The organism is Exiguobacterium alkaliphilum 12/1, from assembly GCF_000714435.1.
Taxonomy (GTDB): Bacteria; Bacillota; Bacilli; order Exiguobacteriales; family Exiguobacteriaceae; genus Exiguobacterium; species Exiguobacterium alkaliphilum.
Genome location: NZ_JJMW01000008.1, coordinates 56,418 through 74,315 on the forward strand (window position 1 = coordinate 56,418; position 17,898 = coordinate 74,315).

At 53.4% G+C, this 17,898-nt stretch carries 14 protein-coding genes and 1 riboswitch; of the genes, 10 read left to right on the forward strand and 4 right to left on the reverse strand.

Annotation, left to right across the window (positions count from 1 at the left end):
• Positions 1–62: 62 nt before the first annotated feature.
• Together RT52_RS00420 and RT52_RS00425 are read left to right on the forward strand one after the other, a co-directional pair.
• Positions 63–341 (forward strand): hypothetical protein, encoded by a 279-nt coding sequence (locus RT52_RS00420; RefSeq protein ID WP_034809944.1) that lies wholly within the window; start codon positions 63–65, stop codon positions 339–341.
• A 65-nt stretch (positions 342–406) separates the two neighbouring features.
• A riboswitch (Lysine riboswitch) is annotated at positions 407–583 on the forward strand.
• 113 nt (positions 584–696) lie between these two features.
• Entirely contained in the window at positions 697–2,289 is a 1,593-nt protein-coding gene (locus tag RT52_RS00425; RefSeq protein ID WP_034814383.1) for a Na+/H+ antiporter NhaC family protein, read from the forward strand.
• Between the two features lie 94 nt (positions 2,290–2,383).
• Here the strand turns inward: RT52_RS00425 and RT52_RS00430 are convergent, their stop codons facing one another.
• The gene (locus RT52_RS00430; protein ID WP_034814385.1) at positions 2,384–4,012 is read right to left on the reverse strand and encodes a peptide ABC transporter substrate-binding protein; all 1,629 of its coding nucleotides are present in this window, start codon (positions 4,010–4,012) and stop codon (positions 2,384–2,386) included.
• Positions 4,013–4,238: 226 nt separating this feature from the next.
• On the opposite strand from RT52_RS00430, the gene RT52_RS00435 reads away from it, so the two are divergent.
• Positions 4,239–5,642 (forward strand): basic amino acid/polyamine antiporter, encoded by a 1,404-nt coding sequence (locus RT52_RS00435; RefSeq protein WP_034814387.1) that lies wholly within the window; start codon positions 4,239–4,241, stop codon positions 5,640–5,642.
• Positions 5,643–5,665: 23 nt separating this feature from the next.
• Here RT52_RS00435 and RT52_RS00440 read toward each other — a convergent pair whose 3' ends face one another.
• Positions 5,666–7,720: a putative bifunctional diguanylate cyclase/phosphodiesterase gene (locus RT52_RS00440; protein ID WP_245175437.1), complete on the reverse strand. Its 2,055-nt coding sequence runs from the start codon at positions 7,718–7,720 to the stop codon at positions 5,666–5,668.
• 159 nt (positions 7,721–7,879) lie between these two features.
• On the opposite strand from RT52_RS00440, the gene RT52_RS00445 reads away from it, so the two are divergent.
• The 4 genes from RT52_RS00445 (at position 7,880) to RT52_RS00460 (ending at position 11,748) form a co-directional block, all read left to right on the forward strand.
• Positions 7,880–9,082 carry an ornithine--oxo-acid transaminase gene (locus tag RT52_RS00445; protein WP_034814389.1) on the forward strand — a complete coding sequence of 401 codons (1,203 nt, stop codon included), beginning with the start codon at positions 7,880–7,882 and terminating at the stop codon, positions 9,080–9,082.
• An 84-nt stretch (positions 9,083–9,166) separates the two neighbouring features.
• The gene (gene crcB, locus RT52_RS00450) at positions 9,167–9,574 is read left to right on the forward strand and encodes a fluoride efflux transporter CrcB (RefSeq protein ID WP_034809934.1); all 408 of its coding nucleotides are present in this window, start codon (positions 9,167–9,169) and stop codon (positions 9,572–9,574) included.
• Positions 9,571–9,915 (forward strand): fluoride efflux transporter FluC, encoded by a 345-nt coding sequence (locus RT52_RS00455; protein WP_034814391.1) that lies wholly within the window; start codon positions 9,571–9,573, stop codon positions 9,913–9,915. Before crcB ends, RT52_RS00455 begins: the two co-directional genes overlap by 4 nt.
• A gap of 183 nt (positions 9,916–10,098) precedes the next feature.
• Positions 10,099–11,748 carry an IS1182 family transposase gene (locus RT52_RS00460; protein WP_081852620.1) on the forward strand — a complete coding sequence of 550 codons (1,650 nt, stop codon included), beginning with the start codon at positions 10,099–10,101 and terminating at the stop codon, positions 11,746–11,748.
• Positions 11,749–11,767: 19 nt separating this feature from the next.
• Here the strand turns inward: RT52_RS00460 and yhfH are convergent, their stop codons facing one another.
• Positions 11,768–11,926: a protein YhfH gene (gene yhfH, locus RT52_RS16100; RefSeq protein WP_081825919.1), complete on the reverse strand. Its 159-nt coding sequence runs from the start codon at positions 11,924–11,926 to the stop codon at positions 11,768–11,770.
• Between the two features lie 147 nt (positions 11,927–12,073).
• On the opposite strand from yhfH, the gene RT52_RS00465 reads away from it, so the two are divergent.
• Both RT52_RS00465 and RT52_RS00470 read left to right on the forward strand, forming a co-directional pair.
• Positions 12,074–12,442, forward strand: a complete 369-nt coding sequence (locus tag RT52_RS00465) for an ArsR/SmtB family transcription factor (protein ID WP_034814393.1) — start codon at positions 12,074–12,076, stop codon at positions 12,440–12,442.
• Between the two features lie 519 nt (positions 12,443–12,961).
• Positions 12,962–15,019, forward strand: coding sequence for a heavy metal translocating P-type ATPase (locus tag RT52_RS00470; RefSeq protein WP_034807550.1), 2,058 nt, complete (start codon positions 12,962–12,964; stop codon positions 15,017–15,019).
• A 14-nt stretch (positions 15,020–15,033) separates the two neighbouring features.
• Here RT52_RS00470 and RT52_RS00475 read toward each other — a convergent pair whose 3' ends face one another.
• Positions 15,034–15,654, reverse strand: coding sequence for a hypothetical protein (locus tag RT52_RS00475; RefSeq protein ID WP_034807553.1), 621 nt, complete (start codon positions 15,652–15,654; stop codon positions 15,034–15,036).
• Between the two features lie 170 nt (positions 15,655–15,824).
• Between RT52_RS00475 and RT52_RS00480 the strand changes: the two genes are divergently transcribed.
• On the forward strand, positions 15,825–17,894 hold the full coding sequence (locus tag RT52_RS00480; protein ID WP_034807556.1) for an alpha-amylase family protein: 2,070 nt from the start codon (positions 15,825–15,827) through the stop codon (positions 17,892–17,894).
• Positions 17,895–17,898: the final 4 nt, after the last annotated feature.

Here is a 17,898-nt window from a genome sequence, read left to right on the forward strand (position 1 = left end):
CGGTAAGTTGGTATAGTTACAACAAGTTTCATCGGTTCAAATTGAAAGGGGGGATATCACAGATGGAACAAGTTGCTTATAACCGGTCGTATGATGAACATGAGGATTTGATCAATTCTGTATATCGTGCCTTCAAAGACCGATATGAAGAATTGCCGGACGAGACGCGGACGAAACGTCGGTTACGCCGCCTCATCCTCTTGACGATTAAAGAGCAAACGTCGTCACATGCCGAGCGGTTCGTGTTGTATCATTTCTTTAGCGATTTCTTTAAAGCGGTCGAGGCAAATGACCAAGAAGCACTCGCTGTATTGAAACAAATCATCCGTGACGAAAAATAAGTGTTGAAATGTGTCATGGACCTATGATAATTTAGACGTAACTTTTAAATGAATATTCGTGCTATCGATGAGGTAGAGGTGCGATGCTGATGAGTATGTAGTCGGAGGATGACAACGATGAAGGCTACAAAAAGGCAGAATCGCCGAAGTGCAACACCCATGGTCTATGGGGTTGTGCTGGGCTGACGGGGAATACGCGTCAGACTGCCATACATATTTACGTATGGAGCGCTCCAAGTCGGCTAAGAAAGACGGAACATCCAGCGAGGGTGTCGGCTTTGTTGCCGATGCCCTCGCTTTGCGTTTTTTTAAGCATAGGGGGGCCTCATCTCAAACAAAAGAGGAGGAAATCAGCATGGTAGATTATTCAACTTCGGTACTATCACTCGTACCGGCATTACTGGCCATTATTATGGCCATCACAACGCGGAAAGTCATTCCGTCGCTTGGCGTCGGGATTATCGCAGGGGTGTTGCTCTTGCATAACTTCAATCCGCTCGACTCGATCTCATACTTATGGTCAAACGTTCTCGCCTTGTTCTGGTCGGACGGCGAGTTGAATGAGTGGAACGTGCTCTTGATCGCGTTCTTGCTCTTACTCGGTATTTTGTCGTCAATCATTCAAACGTCAGGCGGAGCCCGGGCGTTCGGTGAGTGGGCGGCTGCAAACGTCAAGACGGCACGCGGCGCACGCCTCGTCTCGTTCGGACTCGGGATTTTGATTTTCATTGATGATTACTTTAACAGTTTGGCTGTCGGTAACATCAGTCGTCCGCTAACGGACCGGAAAAAAGTCTCACGTGCGAAACTCGCGTATACGATCGACTCGACGGCCGCACCGGTCTGTGTCATCAGCCCGCTCTCAAGTTGGGGGGCATACATCATCGCACTCATCGCCGGTATCTTGGCGAAATACTCGATTGACAGCTATTCGTCGCTCTCGGCATTCATTCAAATGATTCCGATGAACTTCTATGCCATCTTCGCATTGCTCTTGACAGGCTATGTCGCCTTCACAGGTCTCGCGATCGGGCCGATGCGTACGCATGAGCTCCGCGCGCTTCAAGGCGAGCTATATGACGTATCAAAAGGTGCTCCGATGGGCATGAGTGAAGACATTAAAGAACACGACAACGGGAAAGTTCGTGACTTGATCGTACCGATCCTCGTGTTGATCGTCGCGACCGTGTCGGCCATGCTCTATACGGGCGGTCAGGCGCTCGCGGCAGACGGTCAAGCGTTCTCGCTCCTCGGTGCGTTCGAGTCGACTGACGTCACGCGTTCACTCGTGGCCGGAGCCGTCATCAGTTTGATTGTCACGTTCTTGCTTTTAATCGGCCGTAAGATTCCGGCTGGTGACTATGGACGCGCGACATGGGCCGGAATTCGGGCGATGTGGCCGGCAGTCCTCATCCTCTTATTCGCTTGGACAATCATCGCGGTCATCGGTGACATGAGAACAGGGGACTACTTGGCGAGCTTCGTCACGGATCGCATCGCAGCCTCGTACTTGCCGCTCATCTTGTTCGCGATCGCCGGACTCATGGCGTTCTCGACCGGGACGAGCTGGGGGACGTTCGGTCTCATGCTCCCGATCGGGGCGGACTTGATCATGGCGGTCGAACCGGAGCTCTTGCTCCCGACGCTCGCAGCCGTCTTAGCAGGTGCCGTGTTCGGTGACCACTGTTCACCGATCTCGGACACAACGATTCTCAGTTCGACGGGTGCCGGTTCGCACCATATCGATCACGTGTTGACGCAGCTCCCGTACGCATCGATTGCGGCTGGTGTCTCTGCGATCGGGTACTTGGTACTCGGGATCACGACATCGATGTGGATCGGTTTCTTCGTAGCATTCGCGGCGTTCGTCGTCATGCTCGTCGTCGCTCAAATCATCTCGAAACGCGGACGTGTCCCGGCAGAAATCCGGGCCGAGCGCGAAGCGTAATCGTCAAAGCAGGCATGTCCCATTTCGGGGCATGCCTGCTTTTTTCTCTCCGCATTCAAAAAACCCTTTCCGCGTGCGCGGAAAGGGTTGTCGATTAGTTGACGTCCAACCATTTGAAGCTAGCGTCAGCTCCGAACGGGTGACGGTACATGTTCTCGATGTTCGTACGCTCGAGGTACGCCTCACCTTTTTGGTAAATCGGTGCGATGGCGAAGTCTTCTTCAAGCAAGACGCGTTCCGCTTCTTGCATCGTCTCCCAACGCTTCATCTCATCGGCTTCTTTCTTCGCTTCTTGAACGAGCTTGTCGTACTCTTCGTTCGAGTAGGCCATCCGGTTGAACGGACCGTCGGTGACCCACATGTCGAGATACGTCATCGGATCTTGATAGTCAGGGCCCCAGCCGGCAGCAGAAACGTCATAGTCGCCCGCGCCTTCAAGTTCGAGGAAGTTTTTGAACGGTTGTTGCTTAATGTTGAGTGTAAGTCCTGGCAAGTTCTTCTCGAGCTCACCTTTGATGAACTCGTTCACTTTCTTGAACGCTTCTTCGTCACGTGAGAGAAACTCAAGTTCGATTGTCTCGACACCGAGTTCAGCCAAGCCTTTCTCCCATGCTGCTTTCGCCTCGTCGACGTTGTAGCTGAGGAGGTCCGGATACTTCTCGCGGAAGTCGGCACCGTCAGACGTGTACGTGAAGTCTTTCGCGACGATGAAGTTCGCTGGCTGTGAACCGTCCGTCAAGATGACGTCGGTGACGCCTTGTTTGTCGAACCCTTTTGCGAGCGCCTCGCGGATGTTGACGTTTTGGAGCGCCTCGTTCTTTTGGTTGAAGCGCAAGAAGTTGATGCGTGCGTCAGCACGCGTCTTGAACTCGTCGCTGTCTTGGAATTGCGGTACGAATTCAGATGAGAGGAGCGTATAGTCCGCCTCCTCTGATTCGAACAAGTTGACGCCTGTCGAGACATCTTTCACGACTTTGACGTTGATCGTCTCCATCTTCACGTTGTCTGCATCCCAATAGTCCGGGTTTTTCTTATATACCCAGCCCGTATTGTCTTGCCAGCTCTCGAGCACGTAAGGACCGTTATAGAGTGTCTTGTCGACAGAAGTCGCGAACGCTTCGCCTTGTTCTTCGACGAATTCTTGTTTTTGTGGCATATACGTCGGGAAGCCAGTCAACCCGAGGAAGTATGGAGCCGGTGCTTCGAGTGTGACTTCGAGCGTCTTCTCGTCGAGTGCTTTGACACCGAGGTCGTCGACGTCGGCTTCTCCTGCGAGGATGCTGTTGGCGTTTTTCAAGTCTTGCAAGATGTAGGCGTACTCGGCACCCGTCTCAGGGTTCAAGGCGCGTTTCCATGAGTAAACGAAATCGTCGGCCGTAATTGGTGAGCCGTCAGACCAGTTGGCGTCACGTAATTTGAATGTGTATGTAAGGCCGTCCTCTGACACGTCGACATCTTCTGCGATCCCTGGTGTCGGTTGGTTGTTCTCATCGAGTCGATACAGTCCCTCGAAGACGTTGTTCGTTACGATGATTGACGTTGAATCCGTCGTCAGCGTCGGATCAAGCTGTGGCAAGTCCGTCGCCGAAACGAGTGTGATTTCTTTTTTCGCGTCGCCTGATGAAGAACCTTCAGAAGAGCTTGATGATTCTTCGCCGCCTCCGCAAGCTGCTGTGGCGAGTAATGCGACTCCCGATAAAGCTAACCATTTCTTGTTGCGCATTGTGATTCCTCCCGAAAATTCTGATTGTTTCGAATATAGTGTTTATTAAACTACAATTATTATGAATACGCAATTTATTTTTCTTAATTATTCGAAAATATAAACATTAGTGAAATACCTATCAAACGACCCTTTTATTCAGTAGAATGGAAAAATCGTCGGATGATTATACGTTATGCATGTATAGTTATTCGTCAGACGTCAAAGCAAGTGGAGGTCGTTTTGAATGAAGGCACAGACAGCCGGAATCGGCTTTTTCGGTCTCGCAGCAATGGTCGTTGGTACGATGATTGGCGGCGGGGCGTTTAATTTACCAGGTGCGATGGCGCAAGGGGCAGGGGTCGGATCCGTTTTGATTGGGTGGTCGATTACCGGGCTCGGCATGATCATGCTGGCGTTCGTCTTTCAATTTTTAGCGAATATGCGTCCGGAACTCGACGGTGGGATTTATGCGTATGCGAAGGAGGGATTCGGTCGCTTCATCGGATTCAACAGCGGTTGGGGCTACTGGATGTCCGCCTGGATCGGCACGGTCGCGAACATCACCCTCATCTTCAGCACGCTCAGCTACTTCTTCCCCATCTTTTCGGCTGAGCATCGAACGTTTCGGTTGCTGATGAGCGCACTCCTCATCTGGGGATTGTTTTGGTTGATTCGGAGGGGGATGCGCGAGGCCGCGCTCCTGAATATCGTCACGACGATCGCCAAGCTCGTGCCGCTCTTCCTCTTCATCATCTTGATTTTGTTCGCGTTTCGAATTGAGACGTTCCAAATCGATTTTTGGGGAAGCGATGGCTTCAGCTGGTCGCACGTGTTTCCTCAAGTCAAATCAACGATGCTCGTCACACTTTGGGCGTTCGTCGGGATTGAAGGGGCGGTCGTCCTCTCGTCTCGTGCGCGCCATAAGCGCGATGTCGGACGGGCGACGGTCATCGGACTCGTCGGGACGCTTCTCATCTATATGATGATTTCGATTTTCTCATTCGGGGTGATGACGCAAGAACAGCTAGCGGCGCTCCCGGAACCGTCGATGGCGTACGTGCTCGAGGCGGTCGTCGGTCCGATTGGCGCGACGTTCATCAACATCGGCCTACTCGTTTCACTTGGGGGTGCCCTACTCGGTTGGACGATTTTAGCGACCGAAATCTCTTATGTGGCGAGCCGGGACGGGGTGTTCCCGCGCGTGTTCAATCGATTGAATCGAAATGAGACGCCTGTGAACGCGCTGTTCATCACGCAACTGTTCACTCAAATCGTGACGGTCATCGCGCTTTTCTCCGAACAGACGTATTTGGTACTGTCGAGCATCGCCGGAATCGCGGCGCTCGTCCCTTACTTGTTCTCGGCGCTATTTGGATGGAAAGAAGCACGGCGCATGCACGCGCGCCGCATGCTCGTCGTGTCGGGCATCGCCTCGCTGTACGCCGCTTGGTTGCTCTATGCGTCTGGCATCGAGTACGTCCTCATCGCGATGATTTTATACGCACCAGGGATCTTCGTGTTCATGGTGGCGGAACGGGAGCAGGGACGTCCGTTTCTCAGCCGGATGCAATATGCGATTGCCGTCCTGATTCTCCTCGCCGCCACGTATGGCGTGTATGGGCTGGTGACGGCGACGATTGCGCTATAACTAAAAATCACTGACCGCGTTGGTCAGTGATTTTTTTCGTTCTTCTGGTGCGTCAACAGTTCGATGACGCGTTCAGGCGGCATCGGTTTGGCGTATAAGAACCCCTGGAACGAGTCGCAGTCGGTCGTTCGCAAATGGTCGAGCATCTCTTCATCCTCGACGCCTTCTGCAACGACGTGAAGGTTCAAGCTCTTACCGAGGTGGACGATGACATCAAGCAGATGTGATTTTGAAGCGAGCCAATCGTCTAAAAAAACTTTATCGATCTTCAGTTCGTCGACTGGGAACGATTTCAAGTATTGGAGCGAGGAGAAGCCTGTACCGAAGTCATCAATCGACAGGCGGTAGTCGAGACGTTTAATTTGATTCATCCGAGCGATAATCTCCTCGGTCTGCTGCATGACGAGACTTTCTGTGATTTCGAGAATCATGTCCGTCGGATTCAAATGCAGCTGTTGTTTAATGTTTCGAAGCGTATTGATGAAGCTCTCGCTTCGGAATTGGTTCGGCGAGATGTTGACGGCCATCGACAACGAATGGTCGACGAGCGGTTGCCACACCTTCAACTGTTTCGCCGCTTCTAAGATGACCCAGTTGTTGATCGGAACGATGAGCGCCATCTCTTCGGCGAGCGGGATGAACTCGGACGGCGGGATTTGGCCGAGCTCGTCGTGATGCCAGCGCAGCAATGCCTCGAATCCGATGAGTCGATCCGTCTTCAACTCATACTTCGGTTGATACTCTAGATAGAAATGTTTTTCTTCAAGCGCTTGATAGAGTGCTTTTTCAATATGGATTTGACGTGAGAACGCGTCGTCCATGTCTTTCGTGACGAATTGGATCGTCCCGACCCCGATTCGCTTGCCTTTGAACAAGGCGCTTTCCGCCCGAGCGTACAGTTCTTCGAGCGAATTTGTCGCTGACGGATAGAAGACACAACCGATGGAAATCGACAACATAATAGAATGATGATAGATGCGAAACGGTCGTTGCAACTCATATTGCAGTTGGCGCAACAATCGGAACACATCTTCTTTCGATTCCTCTAAGAACAACACGCCGAACAAACCGCCAGATGGATGGAACATGACGCTCGTGTCTGGGAGATGGCGGCACGCGCGCTCTTTGATTTGAAGCAACAACTCGTTTCCGACACGAGAGCCGAACGATTCATTGATGATTTTAAAGCGATCAATATCGAACAGGGCGATATGGACGATTCCTTCGGATTGATCAGCGAGCTGAAGAATGTCGCGATATTCGCGCAACCAGCCTTTCTTGTTCAGTAGGCCGGTCAAGTCGTTATGATACGCTAAATACTCGACTTCACGTTCAAGCCGTTTCTTGTCGGAGACGTCGAAGCCGAACGCCGTATATTGGAGCACCTCGCCCTGTTCACTTAAAATCGGGACGACGGTCAAATTGAGCCAGCAGACGTTCGTCGTATGCCGTTTCGATTGAATCGGCATCTCGCCGTTCCAAATTCGATCAGACAGAAGGGCCGATCGAACCGTTTCGGCGATAGGTTGTTTCGCATGCATCGGGTGGACGAGGTCGAACCAGTCCCGACCGATTAAGTGGTGCTCCGATTCACCGATCAATTCACAGAGCATCGGATTGACGGCCGTGATTCTCCCGTCGGCATCGGCGGATAAGTAATACGTCGTCTGTTCAATCATCGCCTGGAAGTGATGCAACAAGTTGAACTGTTCGGTACTGATGAGCGGGCCGAACCCTTTCGGTAAAAAGGCAAGGAAGTAGCCGGTATAGCCGGCGATGGCGAATGATTGCAAATAAGCGGTCGCATAGACGAGCGACCCGTCTTTATGTTGGAACGGCGTCATCGCCGTCGTCGAGAACGGATATTGGAGGAGCAGGGGTGCCCACGTTTCGAGCGCACTGTCTAACTGTTCGACGACAGGCAACGCTTGGTGGAGCACCTCGTCCCGTTCCCATCCGAACAGCGCTGTCGCATGTTCGTTCCAAAGTAGGACGTCGCCGCCGAGATCGATATAACAGCACGGGATTGACAGCGCATCGATGAACGCATCAATCGGCAAGTCACGTAAAGAAGCCACACGAATTCCTCCCATCCTCATCAAATGAATCATAGTCTACGTTCAGTGTACCTTATTTTCCCAACCCGAGGAATGGGCAAGTTCGCCGTTGTCAAAAGAAAGACGGTCATCATATACTGAAAGAGTAAGAACGACTTTTTAGAACAAGGGGGAAATCAAATGTCAAAGACACAAGATGTGATTGAATTGACAGAGAAGTTCGGGGCGCACAACTATCATCCGCTCCCAATCGTCATCTCGGAGGCGAAAGGGATTTGGGTGACGGATCCAGAGGGGAACCGTTACATGGATATGTTGAGCGCTTATTCGGCTGTCAACCAGGGGCATTGTCATCCGAAAATCATTCAAGCACTTAAAGATCAAGCAGACAAAATCACGTTGACGTCACGGGCGTTTTACAATGACCAACTCGGCCGTTTTTATGAAAAAGTGGTAACGCTTACAAATAAACAGATGGTGTTACCGATGAACACGGGCGCTGAGGCGGTCGAGACAGCCGTCAAAGCGGCGCGGCGCTGGGCGTATGAAGTGAAACAGATTCCAGGGCAGGCAGAGATTATCGTCTGCTCCGGAAACTTCCACGGACGGACGATGGCGGCTGTATCGATGTCGACAGAGGCCGAATATCAGCGTGGGTTCGGCCCGCTCTTGCCAGGATTCAAAGTCGTCCCATACGGTGACATCGAAGCGTTTGAAGCGGCGTTGACGGAAAACACAGCGGCGTTCATCGTCGAACCGATTCAAGGAGAAGCCGGTATCATCATCCCGCCGGAAGGCTATTTGAAGCGTGCGAGCGAGCTGTGCCGTGAGCAGAACGTCTTGTTCGTCGCCGATGAGATTCAATCTGGCCTCGGTCGTTCTGGAAAATGGTTCGCCATCGAGTGGGAAGGTGTCGAGCCAGATATGTTCATCCTTGGAAAAGCGTTAGGAGGCGGCGTATTCCCGGTTTCGTGTGTCGCGGCCAATGAAGACGTGCTCAGCGTGTTCAGCCCAGGGTCACACGGTTCGACGTTCGGTGGAAACCCACTCGCAGCGGCCGTCTCGATTGCATCGCTTGAAGTGCTCGAAGAAGAGAAACTTCCAGAGCGTTCGCTCGAACTCGGCACGTACTTCATGGACCGCTTGAAGTCAATCGACAACCCGTTGATTAAAGAAGTGCGCGGACGCGGACTGTTTATCGGGATCGAATTGACCGAGGCGGCCCGTCCGTACTGTGAGGCACTGAAAGAGCGTGGGCTGTTATGTAAAGAGACACACGAGACGGTCATTCGCCTCGCGCCTCCGCTCGTGATCACGAAGGAAGAGCTCGACGAAGCGTTCGAGGCCATTTCGGCCGTATTCGCTCCAGCGGCTATTTCATAAGCAGGCCCATTTTGTTATAATTTAAGAAGCAATCAGACACCTGCCGCAAATAACGGCAGGTGTTTTCATTAGGGAGGAACAGCGATGCTGTATGTATACGTTGGACTGGCCGGTGCGCTCGGGGCGTTGCTTCGCTATGAGATTGGCGTTGGCGTGCATAACGTTTATGGCGGGTCGTTTCCGTTTGAGACGCTCGCGGTCAATTTGATTGGAAGTTTTGTGCTCGGTTGGCTCACGCACTTTTTATTTCGGACAGGACGTCTCTCACCGATGGTCGTGACGGCGCTCGGGACGGGATTCATCGGGTCGTTTACAACGTTTTCGACGTTCAGTGTCGAGACGATCGTCATGATTGAGGCGAGAAACCTCGTCGGTGCGATGGTTTACGTCACGCTCAGTGTCGTCCTCGGCTTGTTGAGCTCATGGTTAGGCTATAGGTTGGGCAACCGACGTTTTCGTCGGTTTGAACATCGTAAGGGGGGAGCGTCATGACGATTTTGGCTGTCATGGTCGGTGCGTTCTTTGGGGCGATGGCCCGGTTTGGCATCGGTCAACTTGTGAAGCGATGGACGGCCTCGGTTTTCCCTTGGGCGACGCTGTTCGTGAACGTGACGGGTTCGTTCTTTCTTGGCTATCTGTTCAACGCGTCGATGAACGAGACGGTGCTGCTTGGAGTCGGGGTCGGCTTTCTCGGTTCGTTCACGACGTTCTCGACGTTCAAGCTCGAAGTGATGCGCTTCGTGACGAAAGACTGGGTTCAGTTCGGCCTGTATTTATTCGCCACATACATCCTCGGGATTCTTGCCGCTTACGCCGGCTATCATCTCGGGTAACGCACAAGAGGCTGGGACATAACCTCAGTAGATTTATAACAAAGAGGCCACCTGGAGCGACTTGTTCGCTCCAGGTGGCCTCTTGTCATTTTTATGGGTTCGTGCACGCATTTCGGACTAAACAGATAGGGGCGACCTCTGATAAAGTTAAAGTGACCAAACCATAACTTTGGAGGTGCCCCCATGTACAAAGAGTATACCATGAACCAATTGGTTTTGCCCCTAGATTTAGAAGTCCGTCTCCAGGAAAACGATATCGCCTTCGCTGTCCACGACCTTGTCGAACAGATCCCCGACGAGGCCTTCGAGCCGTTCTGGCGAACGACGGGCTGCCCGGCCTATCATCCGCGCATGATGATGAAGATCGTCCTCTGCGCCTACACGCAGTCCGCATTCTCGGGCCGAAAGATCGAAGGCCTACTCAAGGACAGTCTTCGGATGATGTGGCTCGCCCAGGGCCACGAGCCGAGTTATCGGACGATCAACCGCTTCCGTGTTCACCCGGCTGTCGCCCCGATCCTGAAGGCCGCGTTCGTCGCCTTCAGATGCCATCTCGTCGAGACCGGCGAGATCGACGAGGAGGCGATCTTCATCGACGGCACGAAGATCGAGGCGAACGCCAACCGTTATACGTTCGTCTGGCGGAGGGCGGTCGAGCGATACAGCGCCGCGCTCGTCGAGAAGTCGAACCAACTGTACGACGAACTGATGGCCGACCAGGTCATCCCCGAGATCGAACGGGAGAGCCCGGACGCGCTCTCGGTCCAAGAACTCGAACAGGTCGCCGCGCGACTTGAAGAAAAGATCGAGGCCATCGACGAGGAGATCGCCTCGACCACCGACGTCGCCGAACGGAAACGATTGCGTGCGGAACGGAAGGTGCCCCGTCGTCTCCACAAACAGGCCGCCGACTTCGCCGCCCGGAAACGCCGATACGAGGGGCACATGGCCACCTTCGGTACACGGAACAGTTACTCGAAGACCGACAGGGACGCGACGTTCATGCGGATGAAAGAGGATTACATGAAGAACGGCCAACTCAAGCCGGGCTACAACGTCCAGATCGCAACCGAAGGTCAGTACACGCTCGCCTATGACGTCTATCCGAACCCGACCGACATGAAGACGTTGATCCCGTTCCTCGATGAAATCGAAACGTTCTTCGACCTGCCCGCCCACATCGTCGCCGACGCGGGATACGGGAGCCAGCAGAACTACACGGACATACTCGAGCGCCGGGGGCGCCTCCCCTTGATCCCGCATACGATGTACCGGAAGGAACGGAAGAAGAAATGGCGCGAGGACCCGTTCAACATCGCGAACTGGGCGTACGATGACGAGACCGACACGTTCACATGCCCGGACGGGAGACGTCTCCCGTTCAGCCATGAGTCCCACAGGACCGACCGGAACGGCTTCACCCGCGACTTCCGTGTGTACGAGTGCGAGAGCTGCGACGGCTGCCCGTTCCGGGAGCTGTGCACGAAGGCCGAACCGGGGAGACACCGCCAGGTCAGCGTGAACGGGGCCTGGGAAGAACAAAAGCATATGACGAGAACGCTGCTTTCGGATGAGAAAACCGGTGCCCTCTACGCCCGCCGCAAGACGGACGTGGAACCAGTTTTTGGATATCTGAAGGCCAATTTGGGTTTCACCCGCTTCTCCGTTAGAGGAAAACAGCGCGTGAAACGCGAGCTCGGCTTCGCCCTCATGGCGGTGAACCTACGGAAGTTCATCGCCAATGGCATCGGGGGAAGTGCAAAGAAGGGGTCCGGCCACCGAAAATCGGTGACCGGACCCCTCTTTTTATTGAAAAGCTCTAAAACCGGCTAGTTATGTCCCAGCCTCTTGTTTATTCTGCGAGTTGAAGCTTTTCAGCACATGAGGAGCATGTGCTCTCATAAGACTCACACTGTTCGTCCATATGTTGCCCACACTCTTGACATGTCTTGTCCGGTAACTTCCGATAAAATTCAACCGATGATTCGAGACGGCTTGCCCATTCGTTCATGATGAAATGCCTCCTTCAAGGTCGTGGATTCGTATTTGGTTGTTTTGATTGTATTATAACAGAGGGTATTAAGTCAATAATAATATATAACAGATTTTGTGAACTCGATTTGCTAAACTATAGGTAACGAGAAACGAGGTGACATCGATGAAGGCACCCCAATGCGAGACGATTGCGATTCAACAGGAACAAGTAGCCGAACTGCAAACGCGACTTGACCAATTTGATGCGACGCGCGTGAGTCGATTATTTAAGGCGTTTGCCGATTCGACACGAATGAAGGTGTTGTATGTGTTGACGCTCGAACAGGAGTTATGCGTGTGTGACGTGGCGGCCGTGATCGGGCATTCGAACGCGACGGCGTCCCATCACTTGCGGACGCTCCTCGACCAAGGGCTCGTCAAGTATCGGAAAGACGGAAAAGTCGTCTATTATTCGCTCGATGACGACCATGTCCGCTCACTTGTCGAGATTGCGATGGCGCACAGCGCTGAACGGCATCCGACTGAACCTTAACGAACTTCCGCTTCATTGCGGAAGTTTCAGGCTGTAGACAAAACATTGTCTGCAGTTTTTTTATTTGTCCGACCGGGCACAGCTCACTTTTCTGGGGGCAAGCAAGGAGCCGCATCGCTTAACGCTGCTGGGTCTCCCTTTGCTTGCTATTCCCCTAGAAGTCTCGCCGTGCCCTTGGTCGGTCCACGCATCCATCCCTCATTTCGTACCCTCGCCCCTTTTTTATAATGAGAGGTGGAGAACCCGTCATGGAGGCGATGCTACCCTTTGCCGCTCTCAATCTCAAGAAGATGGCAGGCTTGGCATGGAAGAAAGCCTAGCTCGCCTGAACAGGGTCTCGGGCAGAACGCCTCAAGGCCCGAAAACGAAAAAGTCACGTTTCAATTCGCCTGAAACGTGACTTTTTCTACAATCTGGAACTTCCGCTCCATGGCGGAAGTTTTTTTTGGTTGCAGGCGTCGAGTAACGGCGTTATACTATATTCAAATGAATGTTTGAATGTAACAGGAGGAATGCGAGATGGCGAATCGAGATATCTTGCCGATTGAAGGTGTAACGTGTACAAACTGCGCGGCTAAAATCGAACGACGTGTCGAAGGCCGATCGAGTGTGGCATCGTGTCAAATCGATTTTGCGGCGAGTCGCATGATGATCGAATGGAATGAACCGAATGACCATGACGCGGAACTGCAATCGATTGAACAAGAGATGGCACAGATTGAACCAGGGGCCCACTTTGCTCGAAAGGAAGCAACGGGCGATCACGTCAATCATCTTTTGTGGCGCTTTGGGACGGCGCTCGCCTTGTTTGGTGTCGGGATCTGGTCTGACTCACTCTTCTTTTATGCCATAGCGTATGTGATCGTCGGATATGACGTTGTGTACGCTGCGATTCGAAACACCTGGCATCGAGAGTGGTTCGACGAGAAGTTTTTAATGACGATTGCGACGTTCGGCGCCTTTGCGATCAACGAGTATCCGGAGGCGGTAGCCGTCATGCTGTTCTATCAGCTCGGAGAATACGTTCAAGGTCGGGCCGTCCGAGCTTCCCGTCGTTCCATCCAGTCGTTGTTGACGATGAAACCGACGATGGCGCGGGTGCTTGAAGCCGATCAAGAAGCTATACGCCGGCCAGAAGAAGTGGCGATTGGATCGAGGCTCGTCGTCTTACCGGGCGAGCTCGTCCCGATGGACGGGCGCGTCGCCACGGGCGCAAGTTCGCTCAACACGGCCTCTCTCACCGGTGAGTCGCTTCCGAAATCGGTGGAGGCGGGTGAGCCCGTTCTCGCCGGCATGTTGAATTTGGATGGACGGTTGGAAGTCATCGTCGAACGTCGGTCGACGGAATCGACCCTTCAAAAGATGATCGCTCTCGTCGAAGAGGCGAGCGCGAAGAAGGCGAAGACCGAACAAATGATCACCCGTCTCGCAAAAATCTATACACCCGTCGTCGTCGGTCTGGCCGCCATCGTCGCGTTCGTCCCGCCGCTCTTTGGCGGAACATTAGAGGAATGGGTATATCGCGCGTTGATTTTCCTTGTCATCAGTTGCCCGTGTGCGCTCGTCATCTCGATTCCGCTCGGATATTTCGGCGGCATCGGGGCTGGGTCGAGACGAGGCATCTTGGTAAAAGGGGGCCAGTACTTAGACGCGCTCGCTGAAGTGGATACGATTGTATTCGATAAGACGGGAACGCTCACGACGGGGCAGTTTAACGTCACGTCCATCGAGACGAACGGACAGCTGTCGACGGACGAACTCGTTCAGATTGCCGCGCGTGTCGAGCGTGCTTCGACACACCCGCTCGCGACGGCCATCGTCGAACTTGCTGGGGAAGGGACTTCTTTTGCCGATGTCCATGAAGAGCCGGGTTATGGCCTGATGGCGGTGGACGGGGAAGACCGCATCTACGTCGGCAGTGCCCGCTACATGGAGAAGTTAGGCCATCGTGTCCAGGGGGCTCGGGTCGGAACGCACGTGCACATCGTCAAAAATGACGAATGGTTAGGACGGATTGAACTGATGGATGCACTCAAACGAGATGCACGCGAGACGATTCTTGCCTTGAAACGCGGCGGATACCGGACGGTCATGTTGACCGGTGACCGGGCCGTCGTCGCCGAGGCGGTCGGTGCGGAACTTGGCCTCGATGAAGTGACGAGCGAGCTCTTGCCCCATGAAAAAGTTGAAGCGGTCGAACGACTCGTAAAAGACGGGAAGGTTGCGTTTGTCGGGGACGGCATGAACGATGCCGCGGCACTGGCTCGAGCGGACGTCGGTCTCGTCATGGGAGGAATTGGGAGCGACGCAGCGGTCGGGGCTGCCGACGTCGTGTTGATGAATGACGAACCGCACGACCTCCTCACGGCAATCGAGCTAGGGAGACGTACGAAACAAATCGTTTGGCAAAATATCGTCTTCGCTTTCTTCATGAAAGCACTCTTTCTTATCCTAGGCGTTTGGGGAATCGCCTCCATGTGGGAAGCGGTCTTCGCGGACGTAGGAGTCGCTTTGATTGCGATTGCGAATGCGACACGTTTGATTCGAAGTACAAAAAAAGACCCCAACCGAGGTTGAGGCGAGCGGACCGATCAGTCTCGATCGATCCGCTTTTTCGTCTTGGCCATCAAAAAGATGAGAATGACGAGGATGGCGATGAGCAGGATGGCAACCGAGATGAGTGCTTGAGTCGCGATGTCGATTTCACGCTGAGTCGCTGTCAACTGCTTACGAATGTCGTTATACTGCATCTTCTTCAACGAACGCAAGTCCTCTAAAATCGTCTGGCGTTGATCGGTCATCGTCTCGGCGACGGCGGTCGCTTCCGCAAGGTCGCCGGTCTCATAGATGACGAGCACACGGTCCGCCTCTTGTTCCCAAATGCCGTCCCGATACAATAAATCGAGAAGGGAACTCGGTGTTTCTGGGTCGCCTGCGATGGAGGCCTTCAACTCTTTCGCGCGTTGGGACATGCTGTAGTACGCTTCGAGGAAGCGTCGGTCGTCATAGGCGAGAAGCCCACGAATCGCGTTGGCCCGTTCGATGTTGTAATACATGATTTCTTCGATGGCTTGATAGGAATCGAGTCGAGGCCCGTGGATGGCCTCGATTCGCTCGTTCGTATTGCGCAACTGGACGATGAAGCTGGCGATGACGAGGACGAGCAAGATTGCCAATGCACCGAATAACGCCAACCATTTCCGCTGAGACATGGTGCTTCCCTCCCTTCTGATGACAATCGTACAACAATTTCAAGCGTTCGGCATAAATTATTTTTTTGGAAAAGGAAAAAACGGGTAAACGTTTAAATACATAGGATGGTGTACCTTGTTATCGTTTACAATTGGGATGAGGTACGATTTCAATCATAAGGAGAATAACTATGCCAGAGAACTCGTCGTTAAAAAAGTTACACCAAGTGTTAAAAGACAAACGGACCGATTTACACTATGAAATCCCGTCTTTGTGGAATCGAATGCGCTTTTTGTCGGAGCCGGTCCGTGATGGTGTCGAACGGGTCAACCCATACGATTTCTTAATCGAGACGATCGAGAAAGGCATTCTTCCGCATGCAGTCGACGGCCGTGACTATACCGAATCTGTCGCCAAGGCGGACGCTTATCTAGAGACAGGCGGCGACTGGATCAAGCGGGCTTCGGTCTACTCGATGCAAGTGCGGACGTCGACGTCTTGGGACCATGACGGGTCGGGCTATGTCGAGATGAACAATTCACAAGGAATGAAGGATACGGGGACGTTCGTGAAGACGCTCGCCTTGTTGCCGCATCTCCTCTATATGGGCATTGACACGTTGTTCTTGTTGCCAATCTCGCAACACAGCCACAAGAATAAAAAGGGCGAGTTCGGTTCACCGTACGCCGTCCAAGACTTTTTTGCGATTGACGAGGAATTGAAAGAGACGCTCACCGGGGACGGCTTGACCGTCGAAGAAGAGTTTGCGGCGTTCGTCGAAGCGTGTCACATGGTCGGCATCCGTGTCGTCATCGATGTCATTCCCCGCACGTGCGCGCGCGATAACCGATTGATTCTAAAGAACCCGGAATGGTTCTATTGGATTCCGGTCGCCGAGCTCGACCATTATCATCCGCCGCACGTACCGGGAATCGGTGAGAACGTGAAGCCGGAATACGCGTTCTTGCCGATGATTTACGGCTCGCAAGATGTATGGCAACATTTGCGTCGCTTCTCGATGGCGCCAAACTTGGTCGATGCGGCGAAGTGGGAGCAGGTGAAACGCTATTTACTCGATCATCCGGAAGAGAACTTGCTCGCCGTCATCGAACGGGAATTCGGATTGACGACCGCCCCGGCGTTCTCGGACTGCATCAACGACCCGCAGCCGCCATGGTCTGACGTCACGTACTTCCGCTTGTTCCTCGACCATCCGACGGCTGCCGGTCCGTACGTGAACGACGCGAACTTGGCGCCGTACATCTTGTTCGATTCGATCAAGTCGAACCAGTTCCGGGGCGAGCAAATCAATGAGCCACTTTGGGCGATGCTGACGGATATCATCCCGCATTATCAGCGGGAGTATGGAATCGACGGTGCGCGCATCGACATGGGGCACGCGTTACCGGTCGATTTGGCGCAACGAATCTTGACAGAACCACGTGCGCTCGATTCGAACTTCAGCTTCATCGCCGAAGAGTTGATTGAAGTGGGGGCTTGGGCGGCGCGTGACGCCGGTTATAACATGATTATCGGATACGGGTTCTATAAAGAGCCGCGCTTTGATACGCACGACACGCACCAATTCTTTTATGACTCGCGTTTCTTGCCGCTCCCGGTGTTCGCCGCCGGTGAGACCGCGGACACACGCCGCATCGCGACCCGTGACGGCGGCCGTCAAGCGAGCCGATTGCTCACCGTGTTGAACGGGTTCATGCCGAACGGGGTACCGATGACGAACTCGGGGCTCGAACTGTATGAGACGCAACCGATGAACACCGGCCTCGACTGTCGACCGGAAGAAGCGTATCAACTCTTCCCGACCGACCCGTACTTCGGGAAGCTCGCCTTTTTTGACGCCTATCAGTTCCATTGGGATCATCCGGAACGGGACGAGATGATTGAACTGATGCATCAAGTGGCTGGCATCCGTCGGCGTTGGCTCGATGTCCTCGTCAACCCGAGCCACTTTGAGCCGCTGACGATGGGGCAGATGGATGCGCCGTTTATCGGTCTGGCTTGGTTGCGTCCAGACACGAACGAGACGCTCCTCGTCGTCGCCAATACAAGTATGCATCAACCGTTACAGGGCAAGGTCGCCCTTGACGGTGTGCGTCGCCGGAACTGGAACGCGAGCCGCTTCGCTGAGATGGTATATTCGCCGAACTCATGGCCGTATGCCGAGCACAGTTTCGATGACAACTGGGACCTGTGGGTCGATTTGAAACCGGGTGAAGTGAAAGTGTATGAGATGAAGTAACGTA